The organism is Bacillus sp. PAMC28571 (assembly GCF_014250435.1).
Taxonomy (GTDB): Bacteria; Bacillota; Bacilli; order Bacillales; family Bacillaceae; genus Bacillus; species Bacillus safensis.
In genome coordinates, this window is the sequence record NZ_CP060191.1 from 299927 (window position 1) to 323457 (window position 23531).

Annotated in this window: 20 protein-coding genes; 16 read left to right on the forward strand and 4 right to left on the reverse strand. The window is 34.8% G+C overall.

Annotated features, from left to right (window positions below):
- Nucleotides 1-254: 254 nt before the first annotated feature.
- From H7F25_RS01360 to H7F25_RS01420, 13 genes are all read left to right on the forward strand, one after another.
- Nucleotides 255-980: a DUF7743 domain-containing protein gene (locus H7F25_RS01360; RefSeq protein WP_185854143.1), complete on the forward strand. Its 726-nt coding sequence runs from the start codon at nucleotides 255-257 to the stop codon at nucleotides 978-980.
- Between the two features lie 2 nt (nucleotides 981-982).
- On the forward strand, nucleotides 983-2626 hold the full coding sequence (locus tag H7F25_RS01365; RefSeq protein WP_185854144.1) for an OmpL47-type beta-barrel domain-containing protein: 1644 nt from the start codon (nucleotides 983-985) through the stop codon (nucleotides 2624-2626).
- 463 nt (nucleotides 2627-3089) lie between these two features.
- On the forward strand, nucleotides 3090-4559 hold the full coding sequence (locus tag H7F25_RS01370; RefSeq protein ID WP_228280408.1) for an MrcB family domain-containing protein: 1470 nt from the start codon (nucleotides 3090-3092) through the stop codon (nucleotides 4557-4559).
- Between the two features lie 26 nt (nucleotides 4560-4585).
- Nucleotides 4586-4915: a nucleotide pyrophosphohydrolase gene (locus H7F25_RS01375; protein ID WP_047202830.1), complete on the forward strand. Its 330-nt coding sequence runs from the start codon at nucleotides 4586-4588 to the stop codon at nucleotides 4913-4915.
- An 81-nt stretch (nucleotides 4916-4996) separates the two neighbouring features.
- On the forward strand, nucleotides 4997-6676 hold the full coding sequence (locus tag H7F25_RS01380) for a DUF2075 domain-containing protein (RefSeq protein WP_260627228.1): 1680 nt from the start codon (nucleotides 4997-4999) through the stop codon (nucleotides 6674-6676).
- Between the two features lie 131 nt (nucleotides 6677-6807).
- Nucleotides 6808-10578: a hypothetical protein gene (locus tag H7F25_RS01385; protein WP_144490755.1), complete on the forward strand. Its 3771-nt coding sequence runs from the start codon at nucleotides 6808-6810 to the stop codon at nucleotides 10576-10578.
- Between the two features lie 302 nt (nucleotides 10579-10880).
- Nucleotides 10881-11972 (forward strand): hypothetical protein, encoded by a 1092-nt coding sequence (locus H7F25_RS01390; RefSeq protein ID WP_144490756.1) that lies wholly within the window; start codon nucleotides 10881-10883, stop codon nucleotides 11970-11972.
- 1118 nt (nucleotides 11973-13090) lie between these two features.
- On the forward strand, nucleotides 13091-14245 hold the full coding sequence (locus H7F25_RS01395) for an ABC-three component system protein (protein ID WP_144490757.1): 1155 nt from the start codon (nucleotides 13091-13093) through the stop codon (nucleotides 14243-14245).
- The gene (locus H7F25_RS01400; protein ID WP_144490758.1) at nucleotides 14235-14726 is read left to right on the forward strand and encodes a three component ABC system middle component; all 492 of its coding nucleotides are present in this window, start codon (nucleotides 14235-14237) and stop codon (nucleotides 14724-14726) included. Before H7F25_RS01395 ends, H7F25_RS01400 begins: the two co-directional genes overlap by 11 nt.
- The gene (locus H7F25_RS01405) at nucleotides 14723-16657 is read left to right on the forward strand and encodes a DUF3732 domain-containing protein (RefSeq protein ID WP_144490759.1); all 1935 of its coding nucleotides are present in this window, start codon (nucleotides 14723-14725) and stop codon (nucleotides 16655-16657) included. Before H7F25_RS01400 ends, H7F25_RS01405 begins: the two co-directional genes overlap by 4 nt.
- Nucleotides 16658-16939: 282 nt before the next feature.
- Entirely contained in the window at nucleotides 16940-17392 is a 453-nt protein-coding gene (locus H7F25_RS01410; RefSeq protein ID WP_144490760.1) for a MarR family winged helix-turn-helix transcriptional regulator, read from the forward strand.
- A gap of 21 nt (nucleotides 17393-17413) precedes the next feature.
- A complete protein-coding gene (locus H7F25_RS01415) occupies nucleotides 17414-17932 on the forward strand; it encodes a spermidine/spermine N(1)-acetyltransferase (RefSeq protein WP_144490761.1) in 519 nt (172 codons plus the stop codon).
- 20 nt (nucleotides 17933-17952) lie between these two features.
- Nucleotides 17953-18558 carry an FMN-binding negative transcriptional regulator gene (locus tag H7F25_RS01420; RefSeq protein WP_087976359.1) on the forward strand — a complete coding sequence of 202 codons (606 nt, stop codon included), beginning with the start codon at nucleotides 17953-17955 and terminating at the stop codon, nucleotides 18556-18558.
- Between the two features lie 143 nt (nucleotides 18559-18701).
- On the opposite strand, the gene H7F25_RS01425 is transcribed toward H7F25_RS01420, so the two are convergent.
- Nucleotides 18702-19238, reverse strand: a complete 537-nt coding sequence (locus H7F25_RS01425) for an LptM family lipoprotein (RefSeq protein ID WP_126681416.1) — start codon at nucleotides 19236-19238, stop codon at nucleotides 18702-18704.
- A gap of 236 nt (nucleotides 19239-19474) precedes the next feature.
- Here H7F25_RS01425 and H7F25_RS01430 point away from each other — a divergent pair, with 236 nt between their 5' ends.
- Nucleotides 19475-19918 (forward strand): hypothetical protein, encoded by a 444-nt coding sequence (locus H7F25_RS01430; protein ID WP_185854145.1) that lies wholly within the window; start codon nucleotides 19475-19477, stop codon nucleotides 19916-19918.
- 30 nt (nucleotides 19919-19948) lie between these two features.
- On the opposite strand, the gene H7F25_RS01435 is transcribed toward H7F25_RS01430, so the two are convergent.
- The 3 genes from H7F25_RS01435 to H7F25_RS01445 all read right to left on the reverse strand — a co-directional run bounded on the left by H7F25_RS01435 (nucleotide 19949) and on the right by H7F25_RS01445 (nucleotide 21704).
- Nucleotides 19949-20299 carry a DUF4064 domain-containing protein gene (locus H7F25_RS01435; RefSeq protein WP_024424475.1) on the reverse strand — a complete coding sequence of 117 codons (351 nt, stop codon included), beginning with the start codon at nucleotides 20297-20299 and terminating at the stop codon, nucleotides 19949-19951.
- A 138-nt stretch (nucleotides 20300-20437) separates the two neighbouring features.
- The gene (locus H7F25_RS01440; RefSeq protein WP_024424476.1) at nucleotides 20438-20905 is read right to left on the reverse strand and encodes a hypothetical protein; all 468 of its coding nucleotides are present in this window, start codon (nucleotides 20903-20905) and stop codon (nucleotides 20438-20440) included.
- Between the two features lie 124 nt (nucleotides 20906-21029).
- The gene (locus H7F25_RS01445; protein WP_149125937.1) at nucleotides 21030-21704 is read right to left on the reverse strand and encodes a hypothetical protein; all 675 of its coding nucleotides are present in this window, start codon (nucleotides 21702-21704) and stop codon (nucleotides 21030-21032) included.
- 209 nt (nucleotides 21705-21913) lie between these two features.
- Here H7F25_RS01445 and H7F25_RS01450 point away from each other — a divergent pair, with 209 nt between their 5' ends.
- Both H7F25_RS01450 and H7F25_RS01455 read left to right on the forward strand, forming a co-directional pair.
- Entirely contained in the window at nucleotides 21914-22282 is a 369-nt protein-coding gene (locus H7F25_RS01450; RefSeq protein ID WP_024424478.1) for an RlpA-like double-psi beta-barrel domain-containing protein, read from the forward strand.
- Nucleotides 22283-22355: 73 nt separating this feature from the next.
- Entirely contained in the window at nucleotides 22356-23405 is a 1050-nt protein-coding gene (locus H7F25_RS01455; protein ID WP_024424479.1) for a hypothetical protein, read from the forward strand.
- Nucleotides 23406-23531 lie beyond the last annotated feature (126 nt).

Consider the following 23531-nt stretch of genomic DNA (forward strand, 5'->3'; position numbering starts at 1 on the left):
GTAATGGGACAAGGTACTGTCCTTGTGTCCCATTTAAATGTTTTTGCATTCATACATTCTACTTAGATTAGATAGCAAATAATGGATTTTTTAGTTGAGCCATGAGAAAGGTGAAATTTAAAATGGAATTATTTAGAGACCGAAAACGTGATAAATTTATTCTCATTTATAACTATTTATTTATAATAATTAGTAGAAGGAGATTAGTATTTTTATAAGATTTAAAAATAATCATAGGGAAAGGAATGCTTTTTTTGAAAGTTAGAAGGAAAACATGGGCTCAAATAATAGGCTTACTAATGATTTTTTCATTATTATCACTGCCTACAAAGGGATTTGCACAGGTTGATAACACACCACCAACATTGAACAGTTTAGACATTTCAACCAAAAGTGCAAAACTAGGGGATACGGTTTTAGTAACAGCAAATATTACAGATGACCTTTCGGGTGTTAATTATGTCGTTGTTGACATTACGGCAGGAGGAAGGGATAAGGATGTAACTTTATCTTATAACCCTGGTACAGGAAAATATGAAGGAAGTTTCATAGTTGGACAATATGATCCACCTGGGACCTGGGTAATTAGTTACATAACGATAGGAGATAACCAGCAAAATTATTTTTATTATTACAATTCGAACGTTTACACTTGGAATCCTTGTGTAACTAATTGTGAAATGAAGGATATGAGTCAATATAATCTTGATGTAACAGGGACTACCTTAGATAGCACTCCGCCAGCGTTAAACAGGTTGGACATTTCACCTAAGAGTGCTAAAGCGGGTAATACTGTTTTAATATCAGCAAATATAACAGATGGCCAATCAGGCGTGGGTCATGTTAACGTAGGTCTTGCACCACCATCAGGAAGATACAAATATGTAACTTTAACTTATAACTCTAGTACGGGAAATTACGAAGGGACCTACAATATTGGACAATATGGTGAAGTGGGACTTGGAAACTTGCTTTTATAGATATGTTTGATAATCGACAAAATGAATTTACTTATTACAATACGGATGTATACAAGTGGGCTCCGGAAAAAGAACAATACTACGAAAGAAAGGATATGAGTGAGTACAATTTTGATGTTTCAGGGACAATTTCCGATATCAGATCACCAAGGTTAAACAGCCTAGACGTTTCACCGAAGAGGGCTAAAGTCGGCGATACTGTTTTTATTTCAGGAAATGTTGAAGATGACCTTTCAGGCGTGAATTCAGTAAGAGTAGTTTTTATGCCGCCGAAAGGAAATGCGAAAGACATCGATTTATCCTATAATTCTAGTACCGGAAAATATGAAGGAAGTTTCACTATCGGACAATACGATGCAGCAGGGACATGGAAACCTGCAAATGTAACTCTTATAGATAACCAACAAAATACTTTTACTTACTATAATACCGATGTATATCACCGTTCTCCGGCTAGTGGATATTTTTACCAATATAAGGATATGAGTCAAAATAATTTTGAAGTAGTAATTGATGAGGTAAAACCTATAACAAATATCATATTAGACTCTTCTACTCCTATGAAAGGTGAATGGTACCACTCAAATGTTACGGCCACCTTGGTTGCAACCGATGATAATACTGGTGTTTCCAAAACAGTTTATCGAATTAATGGTGGCCATTGGATCACATATAAAGATTCTATTACTTTGACAGATGAAGGAACATTTAATCTTGAATATAAAAGTATTGATAAAGCAGGTAATGAAGAAGCTGTAAAGAATTCTATGATAAAAATTGATAAAACAAGTCCAGTAACAACATCTAGTTCAGTAAATGATAATTGGACAAATTCGGACGTCACAGTGACTTTAAACGCCAGTGATGAGTTATCAAAAGTTGCTCGTACTGAGTATCGCATTAACAATGGAGATTGGCAGGAATACACTACTCCAATCCATGTAATCCAAGAAAGTCAAAATAAAGTCGAGTATAGAAGTATTGATTATGCTGGTAATATTGAAGAACCAAAAAGCATTGTGGTAAAACTTGATAAAAAGCCACCGTTAACTTCCGTTTCATCTGTAAAAGATAGCTGGTATAATTCAGATGTAACATTGGAATTACAGTCAAGCGATTTACTATCAGGGGTGGCGAACACTGAATATAAGATTAATAATGGTGATTGGAAAGAATACAAAGATTCAATTGTGCTTACTAATGAGGGAATCAATAAAGTTCAATATAGAAGCATGGATCATGCCGGTAACGTTGAAGATGCTAAATCTGTTGAAGTTAAAATCGACAAAACAGCACCTAAGTTAAATGTTTTGTTTGATCAAACCGTCCTAACTGATAAAAATCATAAGCTTGTTCCAATAAAAGCTTTTGTAGGAACTGATGATAGCTTATCTGGCGTTGCTTCATTTGAATTGGTATCGATTATAAGCAATCAACCAGATAACACAAAAGGTGATGGAAATACGACTCAAGATATCCAAGGATCTGAATTTGGTACATCTGATACTGACTTCTTACTACGAGCCGAAAGAAGTGGAAGTGGAGACCGTATTTATACAGTTACTTATAAAGCTATGGACAATGCTGGAAACTCTGTTGCTATTTCTAAAGATATTATGGTAAAACATGATAACTCCAAATTTTAGAGGTTCCTGACCTAAATGGATACGGTTAAAAGAGGGATTGTTTGGGAAAGGGTAAGGAAATGCTCCCTTACCCAATGCTCATAATTTTGCTCATAGACTTTTTTTCTTCTGTTTTGAAATATTATAAGTGAAAGATGAAATCCTTATAATATCAATGATTCTATAAAATTATTATATGCCTTGATGAATGGGCGGCATGATGTAATCATGCTTCCTGAATCCCATTAAAATTGGGATCAGACCTATATTACTCTTAAGGTAACCAGGATAACGAAAGAGTAACATTAACTTCAATACAGGTCTAAATTAGAGGTTTTCCATAAGTTCTTTGAACTTTTGGGAAGCCTCTTTTTCATTTTTTTGTGACTTGTAAATAAACATTTCTTTATGACTAATGTCTTTTTGATTTATTGGATTCAGTATAATAAGTGGGAGTTATTTTGTTTCTAAAAGAGAAAAATTCATGTTGAGGTTTATGGAGAAAAACTGGTATGATGATTATATTATTCTGATTGAGGTGATTGATGTGGCAGCGTTTAATGAGTGTTTAGGGTCTGTTATACGTTTTTATAGAGAATCAAAAGGGCTAACGTTGAGAGAATTGGCTGGAGATTTAGCTGTTCCTTTTACATCTCTTTCAAAGATGGAAAGTGGAGATCAGAAAATAGACAGTGAATTTCTGGTGAAGGTAGCTGACTATTTTGGAGTATCAATTGATGCAATGCTTAATCGATCATTAGAAGATACAGAAAAAAATACCTACCAAAGAGAAGGTGAGCTAAGCATTCGAGAGGCACTAAAATATATACTCGATAATTACCAAGAAGCAAGATCTGAATCGTTCAAGAATCATGAAATGGGTAACCATGTACGGAATATCATTAAGAACACGATTGCTAACGAGGCAGAATTAGATGAAAATCAATTCTTTATAGTGGGTTCAGTTGGACAAGGACAATGGGCGGAAATACCATGGATTTCAATATTTATTAGAGATATCACCTCAACAGCTAAAAGAGGTTATTACATTGTTTACTTGTTCAAAGCAGATATGAGCGGTGTATATATATCCTTGAACCAAGGATGGACTTATTTTAAGAACAAGTATGGTACTAAATGGGGTCGTGAAAAAATACGGTCGACTGCAAATATCATTAAGAAAAAATTAAATATTGCACCAGTTAATATGACTGCAACAGCAATTACTTTAGGAGGACGAGGGGACCTAGCGCAAGGTTACGAAAATGGCCATATTTTCGGGCGTCTATATAGTGCAAATAATTTGCCTAGTTCAAAGGAACTTATCAGTGACCTTAAAGAATTGCTGACTTCTTACAAAGAAATTGAATATATGATGGGGGAAAGATCTGTAGATCAATTTAATGACTATTTGTTGTTAAGTGATGATGGTCACTATTTAGAAGAGGACCAATATCAAGAAGAGGATTTTCAAGATAGTGTGCAGTCAACCCTTGATAAAAAGGTAAAGGAAGCAGAAAAGAATTCAATGGCAGAATTGGAGACTGAGGATATTCCTTTGCCAAAACCAAATCCTGTTTTTGATAAATCAAGAAAGGAACGTTGGCCAAGAGATGCTCAAGTTGCAGCAAGAGCGCTTCGTTTATCCGAATATAAGTGTGCCTTCGATGATTCGCATACTTCATTTACTTCGAAAGTTACTGGGAAAAGATATTTGGAAATGCATCATCTAGTGCCAATGAAGTATCAGGGAGAGTTTGATGTAAATTTGGATAGGGAATCGCAACTTTTAGCCTTATGTCCTACGTGTCATCGTCAGATTCATCATGGTACAGATGAAGAAAAAGAGAACATACTAAGAAAGCTATTTTATGAACGACGTGAGAAATTAGAGGCAATAGGTATTGAGATAGGTTTTAAAGAACTACGTAAAATGTATGGTATCGGGAACTAAGTATAGGCGGAGAGGAGTTTATAATAATGGAAAATTTGAAAAAAGCTGTATTGCATTTTCGGAATGAGAGAGATTGGGGGAAGTTTCACAATGCAAAGGATTTAGTAATTTCCTTAAACCTAGAAGCAGCAGAATTACTTGAAAATTTCCAATGGAAGTCCAGCGTAGAAGCAACTGAAACTAAAATCGAGGAAATCAGAGAAGAAGTTGCTGATGTCATGATATATTTGCTCCTCCTATGTGACAGGTTGGATATTGATTTAGAAGATGCAGTTCATTCGAAATTAAAAATGAATGCGAAAAAATATCCAGTGGAAAAATCCTTCGGGAGAAAAACAAAATATAACGAATTGTAGGAGAGATTTGTTACATTTTTAAACAGAGTACGCAGCAATGTTATTCAAGAAGTTAATTATGAAAGTGAGTCGTTGATCCTGATGTTATTCCCGACAAAATTATCTTCATTTGAAGTGGTTAAGAAATCACGCAAGGAATTTGAACAAATTGATTTTAAAGACTTTGATATAGATACTGTGCCAGTGGTTTATATTCAACGTGATAAGAAAAATCTATATGTAGGAAAGTCTACAGACATATACGGTCGCTTTTCTGCACATTTAAAAGATATTAGTAAAACATTTACTGAGATCATTATTATTAAAAGTGAACTGTTTAACGAAAGCTCAATTAAACACATCGAAACTCTTTTAATCGATTATTTATTAGCTGATGGTAAGTTTAATCTACTTAACAAAATTAAAGGGCAGAATATTCATTCTTACAACGGCATTGAAGATGTAAATAACATGTTCGTGAAAATTTGGGATAAGCTTATTCAAGAAGGAATTGCTAGTGAACAGCTAAAGGAAATTCATAATAAATTTATCTATAAATACTCACCCTTTAAGGTGCTCTCAGCTAATCAAATTGAAGTCTGCCAAGACATCATAGAAGCAATGCTTACTACATCAGAAAGTCGACATCTGATTACCGGAGATCCAGGCACAGGTAAAACAATAGTATTGACGAATATTTTATATGCACTCATTTATGACCAAACAACTGGTAAGGATCGTGAAGATCTAGATCGTGAAGATGTGGCACTTGTGATTCCTCAAAACCATTCATTAGGTTTATATAAAGACTTAATTCGAAAAGTTGGTTTGCATGGTATTACCGTACTATCGCCTTCACAATTTATTAAAAAGGCAAAAGGTAAAGATGATAAATATAAATATGTTTTTGTAGATGAAGCGCATCGTCTAAAGCAATATTTCGGTAAGCAAGCTCGAGATTTGAAACATTTGATCACTGCTGATGGTCATAAAACGGAGTTAGAATTGATTTCAGACTATTCATATCATTTAACGGTTGTGTATGATCAGTATCAAACTATTCGACCAGCGGATATAGATACCGCTCGCTTTAAACAAATGACAGCTGATTATAAAAATTATATTTTACGTAAACAGTTTCGTTTGAAGTCTGGAGATCAATATTTAGCATGGTTGCGTAAATATCTACAGATTGCTAATGATGTCGGTGTTTATGAAAAAGGGTTGCTGAAGGGCTATGACTTTAAGGTAATGGACTCCATTTCAGAATTGTACGCAGCAGTAAAGAAACTGAATAATGAACATGAACTGTGTCGTGTTGTTGCAGGTTACTCTTGGAAATGGGCTACACAGAAGGATAAGAATCTACATGATATTACAGATCCTACTACAGGTGAAGGATTTAAATGGAATTCCAAAACAAAAGGTTGGATTAATCAAGAAAATAGCGTAGAGGAGATAGGTTGTATTCATACAACCCAAGGTGCAGATCTGAATTATGTTGGAGTTATTTTGGGGGAGGAAATTGATTGCGATTATGCTGGCGAAGAAGATGGGGGCTATGATTTAAACAAAGCAAAAATTATAGTCAATCCGGAAAAGTATAAGGATCGAAATGGTCTCCCAATTAAAGGTACTGACTTAAATAACGAGGAATTAAAATCTTATATAAAACGCATCTATTATGTGTTGTTATCACGTGGTATAAACGGTTGTTATGTATTCGCAACAAACCCAAATATGCATAAGTACCTGCAGGAGGTTGTTAGGAAAAGCCAATAAAGTTAGCTATAGGAAGAGGGTTGCAAATAGAGGATTTTCATAGAAGAGTAATAAAAAATATATATGATCTTTGGTGAAGTAGGCTTATACAGTATGTAATTATATAGGTCTTTTTGAGAAAGGAGAGCAGAATGGAATTTTTAAAAGTGGATAACGTCGATATAGAAAAATTATCGGACCGACAACTAACAGAATTGTTATCAATGTTGTTATATTTTGAGGCGGAAAAATGGGAGATTTCGACTAATTCAGTTGGAGTGGCTCTTAATATTACTGTCCCAGACGGTGGAGAAGATGGAAGGATAAAATGGGAGGGAGGAGTTAATAAAACAAATTGGCTGCCAAACCGTTTTACAATGTTTCAATGTAAAGCTACAGATATGCCTCCATCAAAATGCAAAGATGAAATTCTCTCAGATGATCAAGAACTTAAACCAATGGTTAAAGAAGTCATCGAGAATGTTGGAGCATATATTCTTTTTCATAATCGTACTCTAAATGAACAACAGCAAAAAGCGAGAATTAAGTCATTTAGAGAAGCAATTGGTAATTCTTCATTTGAAGGAGATGGCAAATCTGTGTCTATTCACATTTATGATGCAGGGAAAATAGCTAATTGGGCTAACGAGTCCATTTCAGCTGTTGTTGCTGTTTGGAAATGGGTAGGCAAATACTTGCCAAATGGTGCGAAGACATGGAAAGACTGGAGTGGTTATCAAGAAAATAGCTACACATATGTAGTAGATGATTCGAATGAGTCCAATATTTCTCAAATAAGAAGCCACTTTGTAGGTGTTAGAAAGATTGCGCGCATTATAGGTTTATCAGGTTTAGGTAAAACGAGATTGGCCTTTGAAGCATTTCGCCCGCCAGAGGATTCAAGTAATGTAGAACAACTGTCAAGAAGTAATCAAGTCATATACTTGGATGCAGCCGTTAATTCTGTTGGATTACCTGCTATTATTGCAACTTGGAGAACACAAGGCTTGAGGGGCACTGTTATTGTTGATAATTGCAATCCTGAAATGCATAGCATGTTAAAGGAAGAAATAGAGCACTCAGAAAGCCAATTGAATTTACTAACATTAGATTTTAATCCTGAGAGACATAATTCTGACCATCCTTATATTGAATTGAAACAGGTATCAAATGAAATAATTAAGGGGATCATTTCTCAAGGTTATCCCGGTATATCTCCAGAGGATATTGAACGAATTGTTGATTTTGCTCAAGGTTTCCCTAAAATTGCTGTGCTCTTAGCAAGAGCTAGACTTAACAAAGATGACGATATTGGGAGCTTAAGAGACGATGTTTTAATAGATAAACTGCTATGGGGTAGAAACGGCAAGGACCCTGTAAAACATAAAGCTATATCGGCCTGTGCCCTGTTTGAATACGTGGGGTTTGATGGTGAGGTTACATCACAACGTAAGTTTATAACAGAAAATATATGTAAAATTACTGATGAAGAATTCTATAGTGCTTGTCAGTATTTTATTGACAGGGGAATATTAGACGTAAGGGGAAGATACATCAGAGTTACCCCGCAACCGTTAGCTATACGCTTAGCTACGGATTGGTGGAAAAACTGTCCACCCGAAAGGGCATATCAAATTGTTACAGCAGATATGCCGAATGGAATGTCTGAAACCCTCTGTGATCAGATGGCAAAACTCCACTTTCTACCTAAAGCGCAGGAATTAACATCGAGTTTATGTGGAGAGCGAGCCCCTTTTGGCCAAGCGGAAGTTCTAAATTCTGAAAATGGTTCCCGTCTCTTCCGCTCTTTAGTAGAGGTGAACCCCGTAGCTACAACAAGAGCACTTAATAGAGTTTTTGGATCAATGAGTATTGAAGACTTATTACAAGTAGGCCCGGGAAGAAGAAATATAATCTGGGCATTAGAAAAATTATGTTTTTGGGAAGAAACATTTGAATCAGCATCAAGGGTATTATTACTATTTGCTGCAGCAGAAAATGAAAGTTGGGGTAACAACGCAACAGCACAGTTTCTACAGCTATTTCATTATGTTTTATCGGGGACACAAGCCCATCCCGATGTAAGAATAAAGATAATAGATTATGCCTTAGAATCTAAATCGCCTGAAGTACAGCTATTAGGAGTCGAAGCATTGGGACATGCTTTGCAAACCCAGCATTTTAATCGGATGGTGGGAGTTGAAAAACAAGGGAGTAGACCAGTACAACAGGAGTGGAGACCCAAGACTTGGAATGAAGTGTTTGAGTATTGGAAGAGCGCTCTCGAAAGGCTAACTCGAATAGCAATAGAAAGTGAAGAAATGTCTGAGAAGGCATGTGAATTAATAGCAAAAAGCATTCGGGGTTTAGTTTCTTATGGAAGAGTAGAAGAGATTGAAATTGCTTTACAAGCAATAATTGATAAAAGAGGACCTTTTTGGCCAAGTGCATTAGGAGCTATAACGGATACTATTAAGTATGAAGGACTTAAAATTCCAAAGGAGGAATTAGAACGTCTTAAAAAATGGTCTAAATGGTTACAACCAGATGATTTTTTAGATCAATTGAAATTAGTTGTAAGCATTCCACCATGGTCTCATGAAAAAGATGATACAGGAAAATACATTGATAAGGCAGCTGAAAAAGCAAAAGAGCTTGCCTTACACACTGTTCAGAATCACTATAATGAGTTATTAGATAATTTACAGTTGATTTTAATTGGAGAACAAAGAAAAGCATACATCTTTGGTTATGAAATCAGTAATTTAGTTGAAGATCCTGAATACCTCCTCTCTAAGATAATAAGTACTTTAAAAGAGACAGTTAATATGAAAATCGAAAATGTTAACTTATCTTTTGTCGGTGGGGTATTAGCAGCCTTGCAAATTAAAGAACCTGAATTAGTAAATAATCTGTTAGATGAGATGTCACAATGTTTGGATTTTAGCCAATTCACTGTAGAACTAACGCGATTCATTAAAATTGCTGAACAAGATCTAATTAGAATTATGGAATTATTAAGAGCGGGAAAAATTAATGTTAATACATTGAACATTTTTTCGTACGGAAGCGTGTTAGATCATTTAGCTCCAGATATTGTGTTAAGGTTTATCTCTGAAGTGATTGAGCATCGAGATGAAGGCTTTTCAGTCGGTTGGCGTATTCTTTATATGTACACTTACGGAGATGTTGAAAAATTCCGAGCGTTAGCAAGTACATTTAAAGAATTGCTTCTTTCACCAGGTGTCTTTATCAATGGGAAAATTGATAGCTACGAAATTGGTGATGTTGCTAAAAAGTTTGTTCAATACAATGAAGATGAAATAGAAAGTTTTAATTCTTCTATTGCTAAAGAAATAGTTGAATCACTAAGAGAAAGGTTGAATTTTGATCAGATTCAGAATCTAAGGAGTTATATTAATATCCTAATGGAATCAGGATGGCATTACTGTTGGCCAGTGTTAAGTGAAGCGTTGCTCTCTGATGATAACATAGTAGTATATAATACGATTGATATATTAGAGCCAGGTATGTTGGATGAAAGATTTTGGTTATTGGAAAGAGTTCCATATGAAGTTTTAAAAAATTGGTGTGAAGAACATGAAAAGGGCCCTGAGTTACTTTCAACAGTTGTACCTGTGCTGGGAGATAACGATGAAAAAATAAACCCGATCGCATACTATTTAGTCTCTGAGCATGGTGATAATGAAAAAGTGTTAAGAAATATCAGCAGGCGTCTAAATACATTCGGTTGGTCTGGCTCTCTGATCCCGTACTATCAAGAACAGATGTCTATTTTCAAGTCATTTGAAAAGCATAAACTGTCAAAGGTGAGGGATTGGGCTTGTACCCATATAGAGAGATTAATCAGCGCAATCGATAGAGAGAAGCAACGAGAAGAGGAAAATGATCTAAGGTATTAATCCTACTATGATTGAGAAAGTAACACTTCTGTTATAGGAAAGTAGCTCCCAATAAAAAGGGGAGCTATTTTTTTGTGAAAATTTTTCTGTTAACAATGTGCTTTTCGTATTTCTGGTTTTTTCATTTGTTATCTTCCTTAACATAAAATTAGCCTTTAATAATTCCAAATGGTTACATAACTATCCAGGTTATGGTTGATTATTTTCATAATTCAGTTAATAATTACTCTTACAGAGTTATGTGAATTAATAGGCTAAGTGGAGAAAGAATAATAGATAATAAATAAAAAGAAGGTATCATAATGAGTACAGATGTCATTGATGAATTAGTAACAAATTTTAGACGAAATGAAACAATTATGAAAGCTGTGTATTTTTTATTTTCAATGAGGTTCGCCTATTATGAGGTTTGGAAAATAGAAAATATTTTGGAAGAAAATAGTCACCGAGATATAATATTACCTGCATTAGCTGAAATTGAAGCAACGAGGAAGCAATGTAAAATTGATAGGAAAGAACTTATAAAGTATTTATGGGAAGTAGAGCCTTATTTAGCTTACTTGTTAGATGAGACAGAGGTAGAAACACCTCTAGTTATTTTAAGCTTTTTACAAAAAGAGCTAGATATAGTAACGATTTTTACTGTTCCATTAGAAAACCTCCCTGAATTTGCTGATGAGAAGTACGGTATTGTTTTGTTGAATGACGAATGTACTGCTAATCATCAGGGGATTTTCTTCGATCATAAATTTTATTACTATAGCCCTTTAGTGGTAACAAAAAGAGATGCCAAATTCCCTCCGGAATTGATAAATTTACTTCTTGGCCAATTGGAAAATAATAACTCAGTATTTTATCGGCTAGATAACAACCTTAGTATTGATAAGCATAGTTATAAGCCGTTTTATAGAGAACTTTCCGAAGTTTATCAGGGAAGAGAGATTAATCTCGATAATATTAACTTTCCGCTTCATACAGGAAAGAACGAATACTTTTGCGTTTATAATCCAAAGACAATGAAAAAAATTCAATTTAAAATATCATATAGGAAAGATGAGGAGCGGTGGATTGAGGTTGAGGAACTTTGGGATATTCACGGTAGAGATGAACAAGAATATTTTGTTACGAGATATTTGCACTCCATATATGAACCAACTTTAAATGCGTTTGTTCATGTTGATGGATCTATCAACATTTATAGGAATGAAAGTTATAAATTAAGAATTAGTCAGCAAATAAGTGCTCATGCAGACTGGCATATAAAACAATGGCTAGTGGAGGGAGAAATTAAGGTGTTAGATTGGGCAAAACTAATTCTTCACTTTTTTAATGATCCTGATCTCATTCTAGATGCTTTTCGAGGAGACTTAATCGAAGAGGTGTTTAAAGAATAACAGTTATAACTACCACTTATATTTCTTTAGTAATAAATATTGACTGTTTTTAGCCACTTTAAAAAGATCCGAATACAGTTCCTATATGGCCTATTTAATTTTTAACAATTAACAAGGTAATATCTGATATACAACTGTACTATTAATTAAAAACGGAGTAACAAAAGGGTAACATAACCCTGTGTTACTACGTTAATTAATGTTAAAGTTGTTACACTATTACCTTCAATAAAGCCTTTAATAGCGCGGATTATTTAACTTTCGTCAACTCATATTAAACATGTTACAAAGCAGTGGAGATATGGGCGGCATGATGTAATTACGGAATTAAACCCTTGATTAATAAGGGTTTATCCGTAAGTCACACTCATTTTGGTGCCATTTTGATGCCACATAGATAAATTAGAGGCTTTTCATTAGTTCTCCGAACTTTTGAGAAGCTTCTTTTTTCATTTATTCTTTCTTTGTGACCAAGACGGTTCAAAATTTGTTCAAGAGAAACACGGGTTTTGCAAGAAGTTATACATGGTTTTTATTTTAAACTGTGCTAAGTCAAACCCTCATTGAGGTTGTTTATTTTAGTAGCCTTTTCATTCGCTCTCTCGCATATTTTTAATCATGATGGGATATCCATATTATTGTGCATCTTAGCTGAACTAAAATAATGGTATAGGAAACATCTCCTAACAGCTTGTTGATCTTATCTTGCAATCTTATATGCTCCTTCAAAGCATAGATGAAATCTAGTTCTACCATGTCATCCCTTCATATTTGTCTTTTCTTTGGATTATCCATTTGTTATCGGAAATTCTCAAATTTATTCAAACTATTCAAAAACCTGATTATTTTTTCCGGAAATATTAGAATTTTATAATTCATTAGTTTTATAAAGTAAATCTTAAAGTGAAAAGTTGATTACCTTATAAATAAGAAACACAAAAAGGCAATTCTTTTTTTCTCACCAATGGTTTTCACAACATTTATATTTTCTATAGGTTTATTTCCTAAAAAATGTGTGAATTGAAATACTTTTAATTCCAGGAATCTTATTGGGGAAAACAACAACATAAAGATAAATATGTTATAATTGTTAAAATATATTAATTCGTGGTGATATTATGAATAGATCTATAAACGATGCAACTCTGGTGAAAGCTGGTGATATTTTTCAATATTACATTGCTTTACGTGATTGCTTTAAATTAAATAATGGGGATAAACTGCAAATTGAGGTAAATGGTGATGTTAGCCTTGTTACGGCGACAACAAAGAAATCGTATCAGAGAGAGGTGAAGCATCATTTTGGTGAAAAAAGACTTTCTGTTAGAGATATAGATTTTTGGAAAACTTTATCTAATTGGTATATAGAATATGATAGAATTACAAGTTTCTCAAGTTTAATTTTATACACAACAGCTACAATATCTTCTGATTCTCCTTTTTGTAATTGGAATACTAAAGAACCTAATGATAAAATCGCGGTTCTGCAATCAATTGGACAATTTACTAGAAAAAGAGAAGAGACTTTTAGAAAGTATTACAATAAAATTTTTGCAAAAGGAATATATGATGAGGTTAAATTATTAGATATATTATCAAGATTCACTATAGAAGCCTCTCAAAATAAAATTTCAGGTGTTTCAAAAGAATTTAGTTCCTATATAGGACATATTCCAGAAGAAAATCGCGATTATTATATTGGGGCATTACTTGGACGAATTGTTTCTATAGTTAAAGACCCCCCGCACCGTTGGGAGGTTACTAGAGAGGAATTTGATAAAATGTTACAGCAAGAATCACCTGCTTACTCAATTCCAAGTGAACAACCGTTACCGAGTGATTTTGCAGAGGTAAATATTTCTGAACAAACCGTACAATCACTACTAAATAAGGAATTTGTAGAGGCCATTCGAAAAATTGAATATGATAAACAAATTCCATATGCGGTTTCCGATTATTGGAAAGCTGAAATGACAGTTATGAGATATTTTAAAGATGACTTTTTATATCTCAAAAGTTTGCCACTATATAAAAATGAGTTGGAAGAACAATTAAAATATATAAAAGAAAGTAAAGTTATTGAGACTGAGGGGAGAAATAGGAATATCAAGATTAAACATTCAAAACTAATGTACACAGAGGTTATGAGATGGGATGCAAAAGATATTGGATCAATAGTTAGAAATCAGGGCTACTTTCAGAGAGGTATTATTCATACTATTGTTGACGATAAAAAGTTCAGCTGGGATGTAGGTGAAGAAGATGAGTATTGAGAGTATACAGGCTTTATCAATGAATGCTCATTTTTATAGTGTACTCTTGCAAGGCTTTTTATCAGGATATAATAAGCCTTGTGAGGTAAGATTAGTATTTATGGCGTTACCTATTCTATTAAATTCTGAATCAAGAAAAAAATTAGATTCTGCAAGAAGTAATAGTAAAATGGAAACTTTATTTAATAAACCAGAAACATTTAATGAAGATACTAAAGTTTCAGGGAAAGTGTCGCTTTCAGGATATTTAAGTCGATTCAATGAACTTAAACCTTTTTCGAAAAAGGCGGTAGTGATTTTGTACTCGAAAAAGAAGATTGTAATAAATGAAAAAAAAATAATACTTTTAGAGCCAATAAGTTATTTGAATTTTGATAGTCCATCAAGACAGTGGATTAGGGCAGCACATTATTTAGGCGTTGTTTTTGCTAAGACTAATGAAGATCATTTAAATTACTTCTTGGGGGTGGGAAGAGAATGAAAAGCTACTTAAAGGCTATTATGATGTTTAATGAATCAGGAGAATTACGTAGTGTTCCGTTACAACCGGGAGTCAATATTGTAACGGGAGAATCTAAAACTGGTAAAAGTGCTCTAGTCGAAATAATAGATTATTGTTTATGCAGTTCAAGATCGACCATACCAAAAGGAAAAATAACAGATTTTTCATATCTTTATGTCATGCCTATACTAATCAACAAAAGTACATATGTAGTTGCTAGATATAATTCAGAAAATGGAGGGAAAATGTATGTTTTAAAAGAATCCTCAGATTTTCCAATAGATAATATAACATTAGAATACTTTGAGAATAAGCCCATGTTATCCGTAAAGGATGCACAATATGCTATTGAATCTGCATTGGGATTATATGTAACAAATATTGTTACTGAGAGTGAAAAGCATGGTAAAAAAGCATCATTAAGAAATATGGTATCATATCTTTTTCAACATCAAAATTTAATGGCAAGTAAATTTGCATTATTTTATAGATTCTCTGACTATTATAAAAGAAAAGATATTATAGAGCAATTCCCTGTTTTTGCAGGAATGATTGGACAACAATATTATAGCGAATTAATCCAACTAAATAATTTAAAGGCTCAATTGAAGAAAAAACAAAAGACCCAAAAGGCAAACAAGAAAAGTTCAACATATATTAAAGAGCATTTAAAACCTCTGTTAAAAGATTATTACGCTTTGTTAGATTTGCCATTTAACTCAAATATCACGATGCAAAAAATGCTTAAACTCGCTTCGAATTTACCTGAATTTGACAATAATCAACTTTTCAATGAGAATGGAATCGCCAAAAGATACCGTCAGCTTAATAATGAGTTAGATGAATTAAGGGATCAAGAGAGAGAAGCTTTGCTTAGAATTGATAATTTAGATAATGCAAGCCAAAATGGTAAAAACTTCACGGGAATGTTACAGGAATTGAAAGATCAGACTAGTATTTCTGGAGGCTTCGTAAACGAATATTCATGTCCTTTATGTGGAGGTATTTGTGAAGAAATTTCTGAGGATGACGCTACACTCTTAGAAGCTTCTGTATGGCTTGATAAGGAATTGATGATTACTAGTAAGTTCACGAATGATTTCTCAGAGGATATTCGAAAGCTTAAAGATGCACATGGGGTAATAGAAAATAGAATAAAAGATGTATGGCAGCAGATTAAAAACATTGAACGAAAATTTATCAATTCAAAAGAGCTTGTTTCAAAAAGAGAAAAAGTTAATTATGCGAAAGCCAGAATTGAATTATATTCAGAGATGGCCAATTCAGGCTTGTTGGACACTGTAGATGAGGATATAGAAGATTTGAAAACGAAAATTTCTCAATTAGAAGTTAAGATAAGTGGGTTTAATTTAGATAATAAGAAGGCAAAAGCGCAAACCTTCCTATCTGATAATATGAATCGTTTATCTTTTACTTTAGATTTTGAAGAAGAATATCGCCCTTTAAATTTACACTTTGGACTTATGGATGAAACTTTCGACGTTTATCAACTGCAAAAAAATGATAAAATTCACCTTTATGAAATGGGGAGTGGAGCAAACTGGGTATCGTGCCATATCGCGCTATTTTTAAGTTTTTTAAGATATTTCGCTACTCAAGAGCATTCACCGATGCCGTTAATAATGTTTTTTGATCAACCTAGCCAAGTTTACTTTCCACAAGGGGCATTTGAAAAGAATAAAAGGAATGAATTATCAGACTCTGATTTAAAAGCAGTTAATCAAATGTATAAAACTATATTTGAAGAAATCAATTCCATTGGTGAAGATACTGGTATTGTTCCACAAATATTGATAGTTGATCACGTTGATGGACAAGATTTAGAAGTTAAAGATGAATTTGCTTCTTATGTAAGGGGAGATTGGAGAAACGGGAAAGCTTTAATATAAATTTATATTTTTTCCTAAAGTGGGTTTCCTCTTTACCCAATATGAAGAGAATGGGTGATTTTAAAAAGAAAAGCGGTGATCGTATGGGCTTGACGACTTTGGTGGCGATTATTGTTGTACTGGCTGTCGTGTTTGGATTGTTTGGATCAAAAAATCGTGATAAATAAGAGGTTGAAACCCACTTCCACAGAGGAAGTGGGTTTTTTATTGCAAATACAACATTAATGCAATATACTAATTTTAATAATTTGTTGTAAATGCAACAAAGAGGAGTCGTGATAAATGAGAGAGATTTTGCAGGAGATTGGCGTCATTGCTCGGGCGCTTGATTCCATTAGTAATATTGAATTTAAAGAGTACGATTTAACGAAGGGGCAGTATTTGTATCTTGTGCGTATTTGTGAGGAGCCTGGTATCATTCAGGAAAAGTTGGCGGAAATGATTAAGGTGGATCGAACTACGGCTGCTCGGGCTATCAAAAAGCTAGAACTGCATGGGTTTATTGAGAAAAAGAATGATCGTGTGAATAAAAAAATCAAAAAGCTGTTTCCAACTAAAAAAGGGGAAGCGGTCTACCCAATGATTAAACGAGAACATGATTATTCGAATCAAGTGGCGCTGGATGGGTTTTCTAAGGAAGAAGCGGAACAGATTTATGAGTATCTTCTCAGGGTGCGAAAGAATATAGAAAAGGACTGGGAAGGTGTGAAAAAAGGGATAAAGAGAGACTACTAATTAATAAGGAGGGACGACTTTATGACCGTCACTTTCATTCGGTGCAATGAACAACATGTAAAGGAGCTTCAGAAAATTGGAACCGATACGTTTAAAGAAACCTTTCTGGATCAAAACAAAGTGGAACATATCGAAGCGTATGTGAAGACAGCTTTTCACCTAAACCAGCTGTTAAAGGAATTACAGCATCCTTCATCACAGTTTTATTTTGTTCAAGTGAATGGGGAAGTAGCTGGTTATTTGAAGATCAATATGAATGATGCCCAATCAGAAGAGATGGGCAATGACGCGTTAGAGATTGAAAGAATTTATATCAAGCAGTCCTTTCAAAAGCAAGGGTTAGGCAGATATTTAATCGATCAAGCCATTGAAATTGCGAAAAATCATCATAAACGGGATGTTTGGCTTGGGGTGTGGGAGCACAATAGAGCGGCCATTGCTTTCTATCAAAAGCTTGGGTTTGTTCGAACAGGGGTGCACGCCTTTCTCATGGGGGACGAAGAGCAAATGGATTACATTATGACCAAAACATTGAGCTGATCAAAAAGGAGGAAGGGTACATGCATATCCCATCATTTTTTCGAGTGAAAGATATGGAGAAAATCAAATCATTTATTCAATCTCATTCATTTGCTACAGTTGTGACGACAATGAATGAAAAGCCCATTGCGACACATATTCCAGTGAGTTTTCATCAAGTTGGAGATTCGTATGTGATCTCAGGGCATATGGCGATTGGGAATCCTCAGTGGAAAACGTTTGAAGAGAGCGAGAAGACGCTCGTCATCTTTCAAGGGCCGCATGCCTACATATCTTCTTCATGGTATGAAAAAGAAGCAGTACCAACATGGAATTACCAGGCTGTTCATGTTTATGGAAAGGCGGAACTGCTTGAAAAATCGGAACTGGTTAAGGAATTAACCACAATGCTGGAGACATACGAAAGTCACAGAGAACAGCCGGTGCTATGGGATACGTTGTCTGAGGAACTGTTAGAGAAGCAAATGAAAGGCATTGTAGGCTTTAAGATCATCATTGATGAAGTTCAGGCTGCTTTTAAATTAAGCCAAAATCGCCACGAAAGGGATTATATCCGCATCATTGAACAGCTGGAAGCAGAGGGTGAAGTGGAAATGGCTGAGGAGATGAAAAAGAGTTCCATTTAAGAGACTTCTCGAAAGATTAGTTATCCTTATGGAGTAATAAAAAGAATGAAACGTTACTTATAAACAAAAACACTTTCTTCTAGGAAAGTGTTTTTTAGTGGTGATAAAAAAAGCCCTCATCATTCAAGGGCATTAGTGAAAGTTTATTTTACTTTAACTGTGAATGTCACGTCTTTACTATTCATGTAATCGTCAGTTGTGACATTTCCAAATTTCAGCTTTAATTCTTTGATGTTTTTAATGTTGATCTCTTTGCCTTCGGGAGCTAAGAATTGAATAACACCATCTTGTTTAACGCCACCTTCAACTTCGCCACCAATATCACCATCAGTCATAAACATATTCGCATCTAGTTGCATGCTTCCTGCTACAGCTTTACCTTGATCTGGATAGAAGTTTAGAACTTTATCTGTCGTATTTTCAATATTCATTCCAACATTGATTCTATCCTTCATAATTTTAATTTCGCCAAGGTTTACTTTCATTCCTTGAGCAGTTGTTTTGTGTTTGCTCGCATTTATTTTCTTTGAACCATCATCTTTTTTGTTTTTTGATTGTGTTTTTGTGCTTGTAGACTCTTTTTCTTTAGACGCACCTGTAGACACATCTTCTGTTGAGCCGCAAGCAGCAAGTGTAAATGTTAGCCCTAAAGCTAAAAATAAAGCATAGAATTTCTTCAAAATGAAAATCCCCTTTTGTTTAATTTATATAAGCGTCTTTTGCTTATACATTGACTATGACTATTATAATAGGATAAAAGAACCTACAAATCAACAAAAAATGATAAAAATAGAAAATAATTGTTTTTAAGTGTTTTTTGATAAACCAGTTAGCTTAAAATTACTTAAAATCCACTTCTGATGACTTAAAACGAACTTGAATTTCCTTATAATAGAATTATTATAAGGGATTGGGAGTGATTGAAATGGATGGTTCGTCAATCAAGACGGTTAATAGAGAGGATCAACATGAATTCTTGTTTCTGAATATATCTTCAAATACAATTGGGGCTCTTTCAAAGGAATCAGCTGAGAGGATTCTAAAGGTAAGGAACATCGATGAAATTCACCAATTGATGTATGTTCCTATTGAAAATCATGAAGACCTCAAATGGCTGATCCACTCTTTGCATAAAGCCATCATGAATGAAAAAGATGTACGTGTCGTTCTTGAATTGGCTGATCTACTCTATTTCTTTGTTGTCCCTGCTTACAAAGAAGAATTGATGAGCCAAGAAGATTTGTCACACATGGTGAATGATATATTATTTATGTTGGATCTTTGGACAGATGAAAACATAATAGAGTTAGTTGATGCGATTCAATATGAATTACAAAGAGTAGAGAGAAAAGGCTTGTAGAGCAATCTCTACAAGCTTTATTCTCTATTCTTATGCAGTTGTGTTATTGACGACAGGCTCTTTTCTAAACACACCCATGCAGCCTGCAATGATGATTAATACAGCTGGAAGGATGAAGAACATAGAAATAGAAATAATGCCGCCTACAGCAGATACTAATAATAAAATTCCACCAAGCTTTGCTTTTTTCTTTACGATGACAGATGCGACAATGGCAAGAATAGAGAAAAGCATTGCTGCCCAGCCTAATCCTGTAATTTCACTCGTACCTGAATCGCTAAATGCTGCATCGATTCCTCCGAAAGCAAGAGCAAACATTGCGCCGAAAAATCCAAAAATACCTCCAATTAAACCTAAAACAAATTCTGTTGTTCTTTTCATAATACTTTCCTCCGATATGTAAATAAGAATTATTGGTACTTAAGAACCAACACAATCTTACTAATCGGCATTCTTTTCATAAAGTTAATAGTTTTGTTAAAAAAAACAAGAAAATCCATAAAGGATTTTCTTGTCCAATTATTGGGCTCTTTCCCAAGTGATTTTTGTTTCATTTGTTGTTTTCTTACCTTTTGCTAGTACCTTACCGTTTTCTTGTTTCACGGTGATGTTTAGGTCATAAAAGGAATAGAGGGCGCCGAGGCTGTCATTTTCCGGTTTATGAAGATTGTTTTCTTTTTCAGTTGATGCTCCAATGGCCAGCGTTTTTGCAAAGTTTAAACCGATGACTTCAGCGTAATCACTATTGGTATCAGAGGAAGCCGTTACGTTTAAAGAAATGACTTTTTTCTTTTGATCAACGGTGATGTCAGTGTCTTTGATGAGCTTAGACTGCTCCATCACTTCTTTCGTTTCCTTTTGAATGCGTTCATTAATCGTTGGAAGTGCCTTAGATTCTGGTTTTTGTTCTTTTGTCGTATTTGAGCAAGCTGCTAGAATGGAGAGACTTGCAACTAGACTCATGAAAACAAGTAGACTTTTTTTCACGTTCGTTCTCCTTTTTTCGTCGAATGTTGTATGTTTATGTTACCACGAATCGTTGTTTTGATTAAAAGAGAAGTGTTGATAAGCTGTGAACAATAAAAAGCACCCAATGGAGGGTGCTTTTTTCTTATTGTGCTGAAAGGCTTGTACTTAATGGGATAGAAGAAATGACGGTGAATTTAGGAGCTGCGGCACCAGATTCTAAATTTTTACGTAAAAGTGACGATTTGATTGACCCGTCCCAATTTTTATAGATACTTCCTGATGTATTTGCACGAAGCTGTACATTCGAAAAGCTTGCTTGTGAATAGCTGTTTGCTCCATTATCCTGTACGCCATGTACCATTTTGACAACATCAAGGTTTTTCAGACGGCTAGGGTTGTAAACAGGCTGCTTATAGCGCAATTTCCCATTGACATATAGTGACACCGTGCCATCACCATTGTTGATGAGCTTTAAGTTGACACGTGCGCCATCTTTAATACTTGTATCGTATTCGCTGTTCCAGTATTTACTGCCGCCTTGTGAGCCGCTGCCTAGAAACACCTTATAGCCAGAAGACGTTTTTGAGATACCGCTCTCTACTACAGCAGAGCCGAGACCGAGATACCAGTCCGCATAGCCGTTTTTAATGGTGGCTGTTTTCGGCAGGACAATATCAGCAGAGATACCTGACCATTTGGCGTCATCTGTTTGCGTCACAATGGCGCCGTGACGAGGACTAGCCGCTGAGGCAGGAAGACTTGAAAACATCAAAACGAAGGCCAAACTTACAATCAAAACGGTGAAACACTTTTTCATGAAAATTCCCCCTTAAATTTGATTCACTTTTATTATATAAAATGAAAGAGGGGGGCTGCTTACCATGTTCTGACTGTTTATGGTAGTATTTATGAACTTTATCGGTCATAAAGTGGTCAACTTGTATTTGAATTGTAATGTGTCTGTAAAATAACTGGGTTCATCTTCATGTATAATGAGTGCAGAAACCAAAAACGGAGGATTTCTTAATGAATAAAAAGCTTATCACGACAATCGTAACAGTAGCTAGTTTATTTTTAGCATTCAGTTTCTCACATGGAGCAAGTGCAAAAAAAGTAAGCGGCAATATTACTTGGTATAATGGTGTCGGCAAAAAAGGCGCAGATGGAAAAAAACTCGGTCATTGGGATGCAGCAACTAAAATGGGCTTTGACGTACCGAAAAAAGGTACAAAACTAAGAGTGACAACAAAAGCGAAACCACATAAAGTGATTACAGTATATAAATATGATGTAGGCAGAATGCCAAATGCTGTATTAGACGTAAGTCCAAAAGCATTCAAAGCACTTGGGTATAAAACAAGTAAAGGTGTCGTAAAAGGGCATTACACTTATTAATACATAGGCATGCAAAGAAGCGGGAAAAGTTCATTTTCTGGCTTCTTTTCTTGTAGAGAGGGTCTGAAAGGCAATGAAAAAATCAACATGGTGGATCATCACAGTCATTGGCGTCGCAGTGATTGCGGCAGTTATTTTCTTCATGATGAAGCCTGATCAAGAGGCGAAACATACAGGAAAAGTTAAAACAAATCAAGATGCAAAAGACGAATTGCTCGTTTCATTTACAGATCAAAAGTTAAACAATACTTATTACTTGCATGATCGGGCGCTTCATACGGAGAAACTGACAGCATATCCTTCGATTGCTTATGATTCTACGAAACAGGTTTTATATTACACGTATACGGATGAAGACACGCAAAAGGTGAGTATTCGGGAATTAAATGTGAAATCTGACGAAGAAAAAACACTGTTTACGAGTGACGATTCTATCGACAGTATGAGGCTGTCTGGTGACGGAAAGAAGTTATTTCTAAGGTATAACAAGGATTCTGGAGAGCAATTTTATGTCGCATCTTTTGATTTGAAAACACACAAAATGAAAGAGCTGTATCCGGAAAAAAGCAAGGATGATACGGTGAGTTCATTTGCATATGATCCGACTTCAAATGATTTGGCGATCCAGCATTATTCTTTAAAAGAAGATTATCAAAAAACCGATGAAGCGAATGAAAAGGGCAGAGATCCTGAACCAACAACCATGAAAATCACCCTTCAAACAGGTGAGAAGGGAAAACGCATTGCACGTATCTCACAAACGATCAATGATATTTCATTTTCTCCAGATCATAAGAAATTGATTTATACAGAAGTAAAGGTTCGTAAAGAAAAAGAAATATCCTCGATTAAGTTGCTTGATGTAGAAACTGGAAAAACGACGACACTCGTTAAAAACAGCCAGGATGTTCATATTTTAAGTGCTGCACAGCCGCAATTTTCTACTGACGGGTCGTCTGTTTATTTCTTAGGTGTTGCAAAAAACGCAGAAGAATTAAAGGATGACACCGGACGAAAGGCGAAGGTAAGAACGATTTTTGAATACAATATGAAGAAGAAAACGGTGGAAGCCGCTTGGGAGAAGGATGGCGGAATTGTTAACAATTTCACTGTCAATCGATAAAGAAAACGTTCAGTTATTTATATAACTGGACGTTTTTTTATTTTGTCACTTGAAATGCTGGAGAAATGGTGGATTTATAGATGGAAAATCAATTTTTAAGCAGTGATACGAGGGCTATTTTCATAT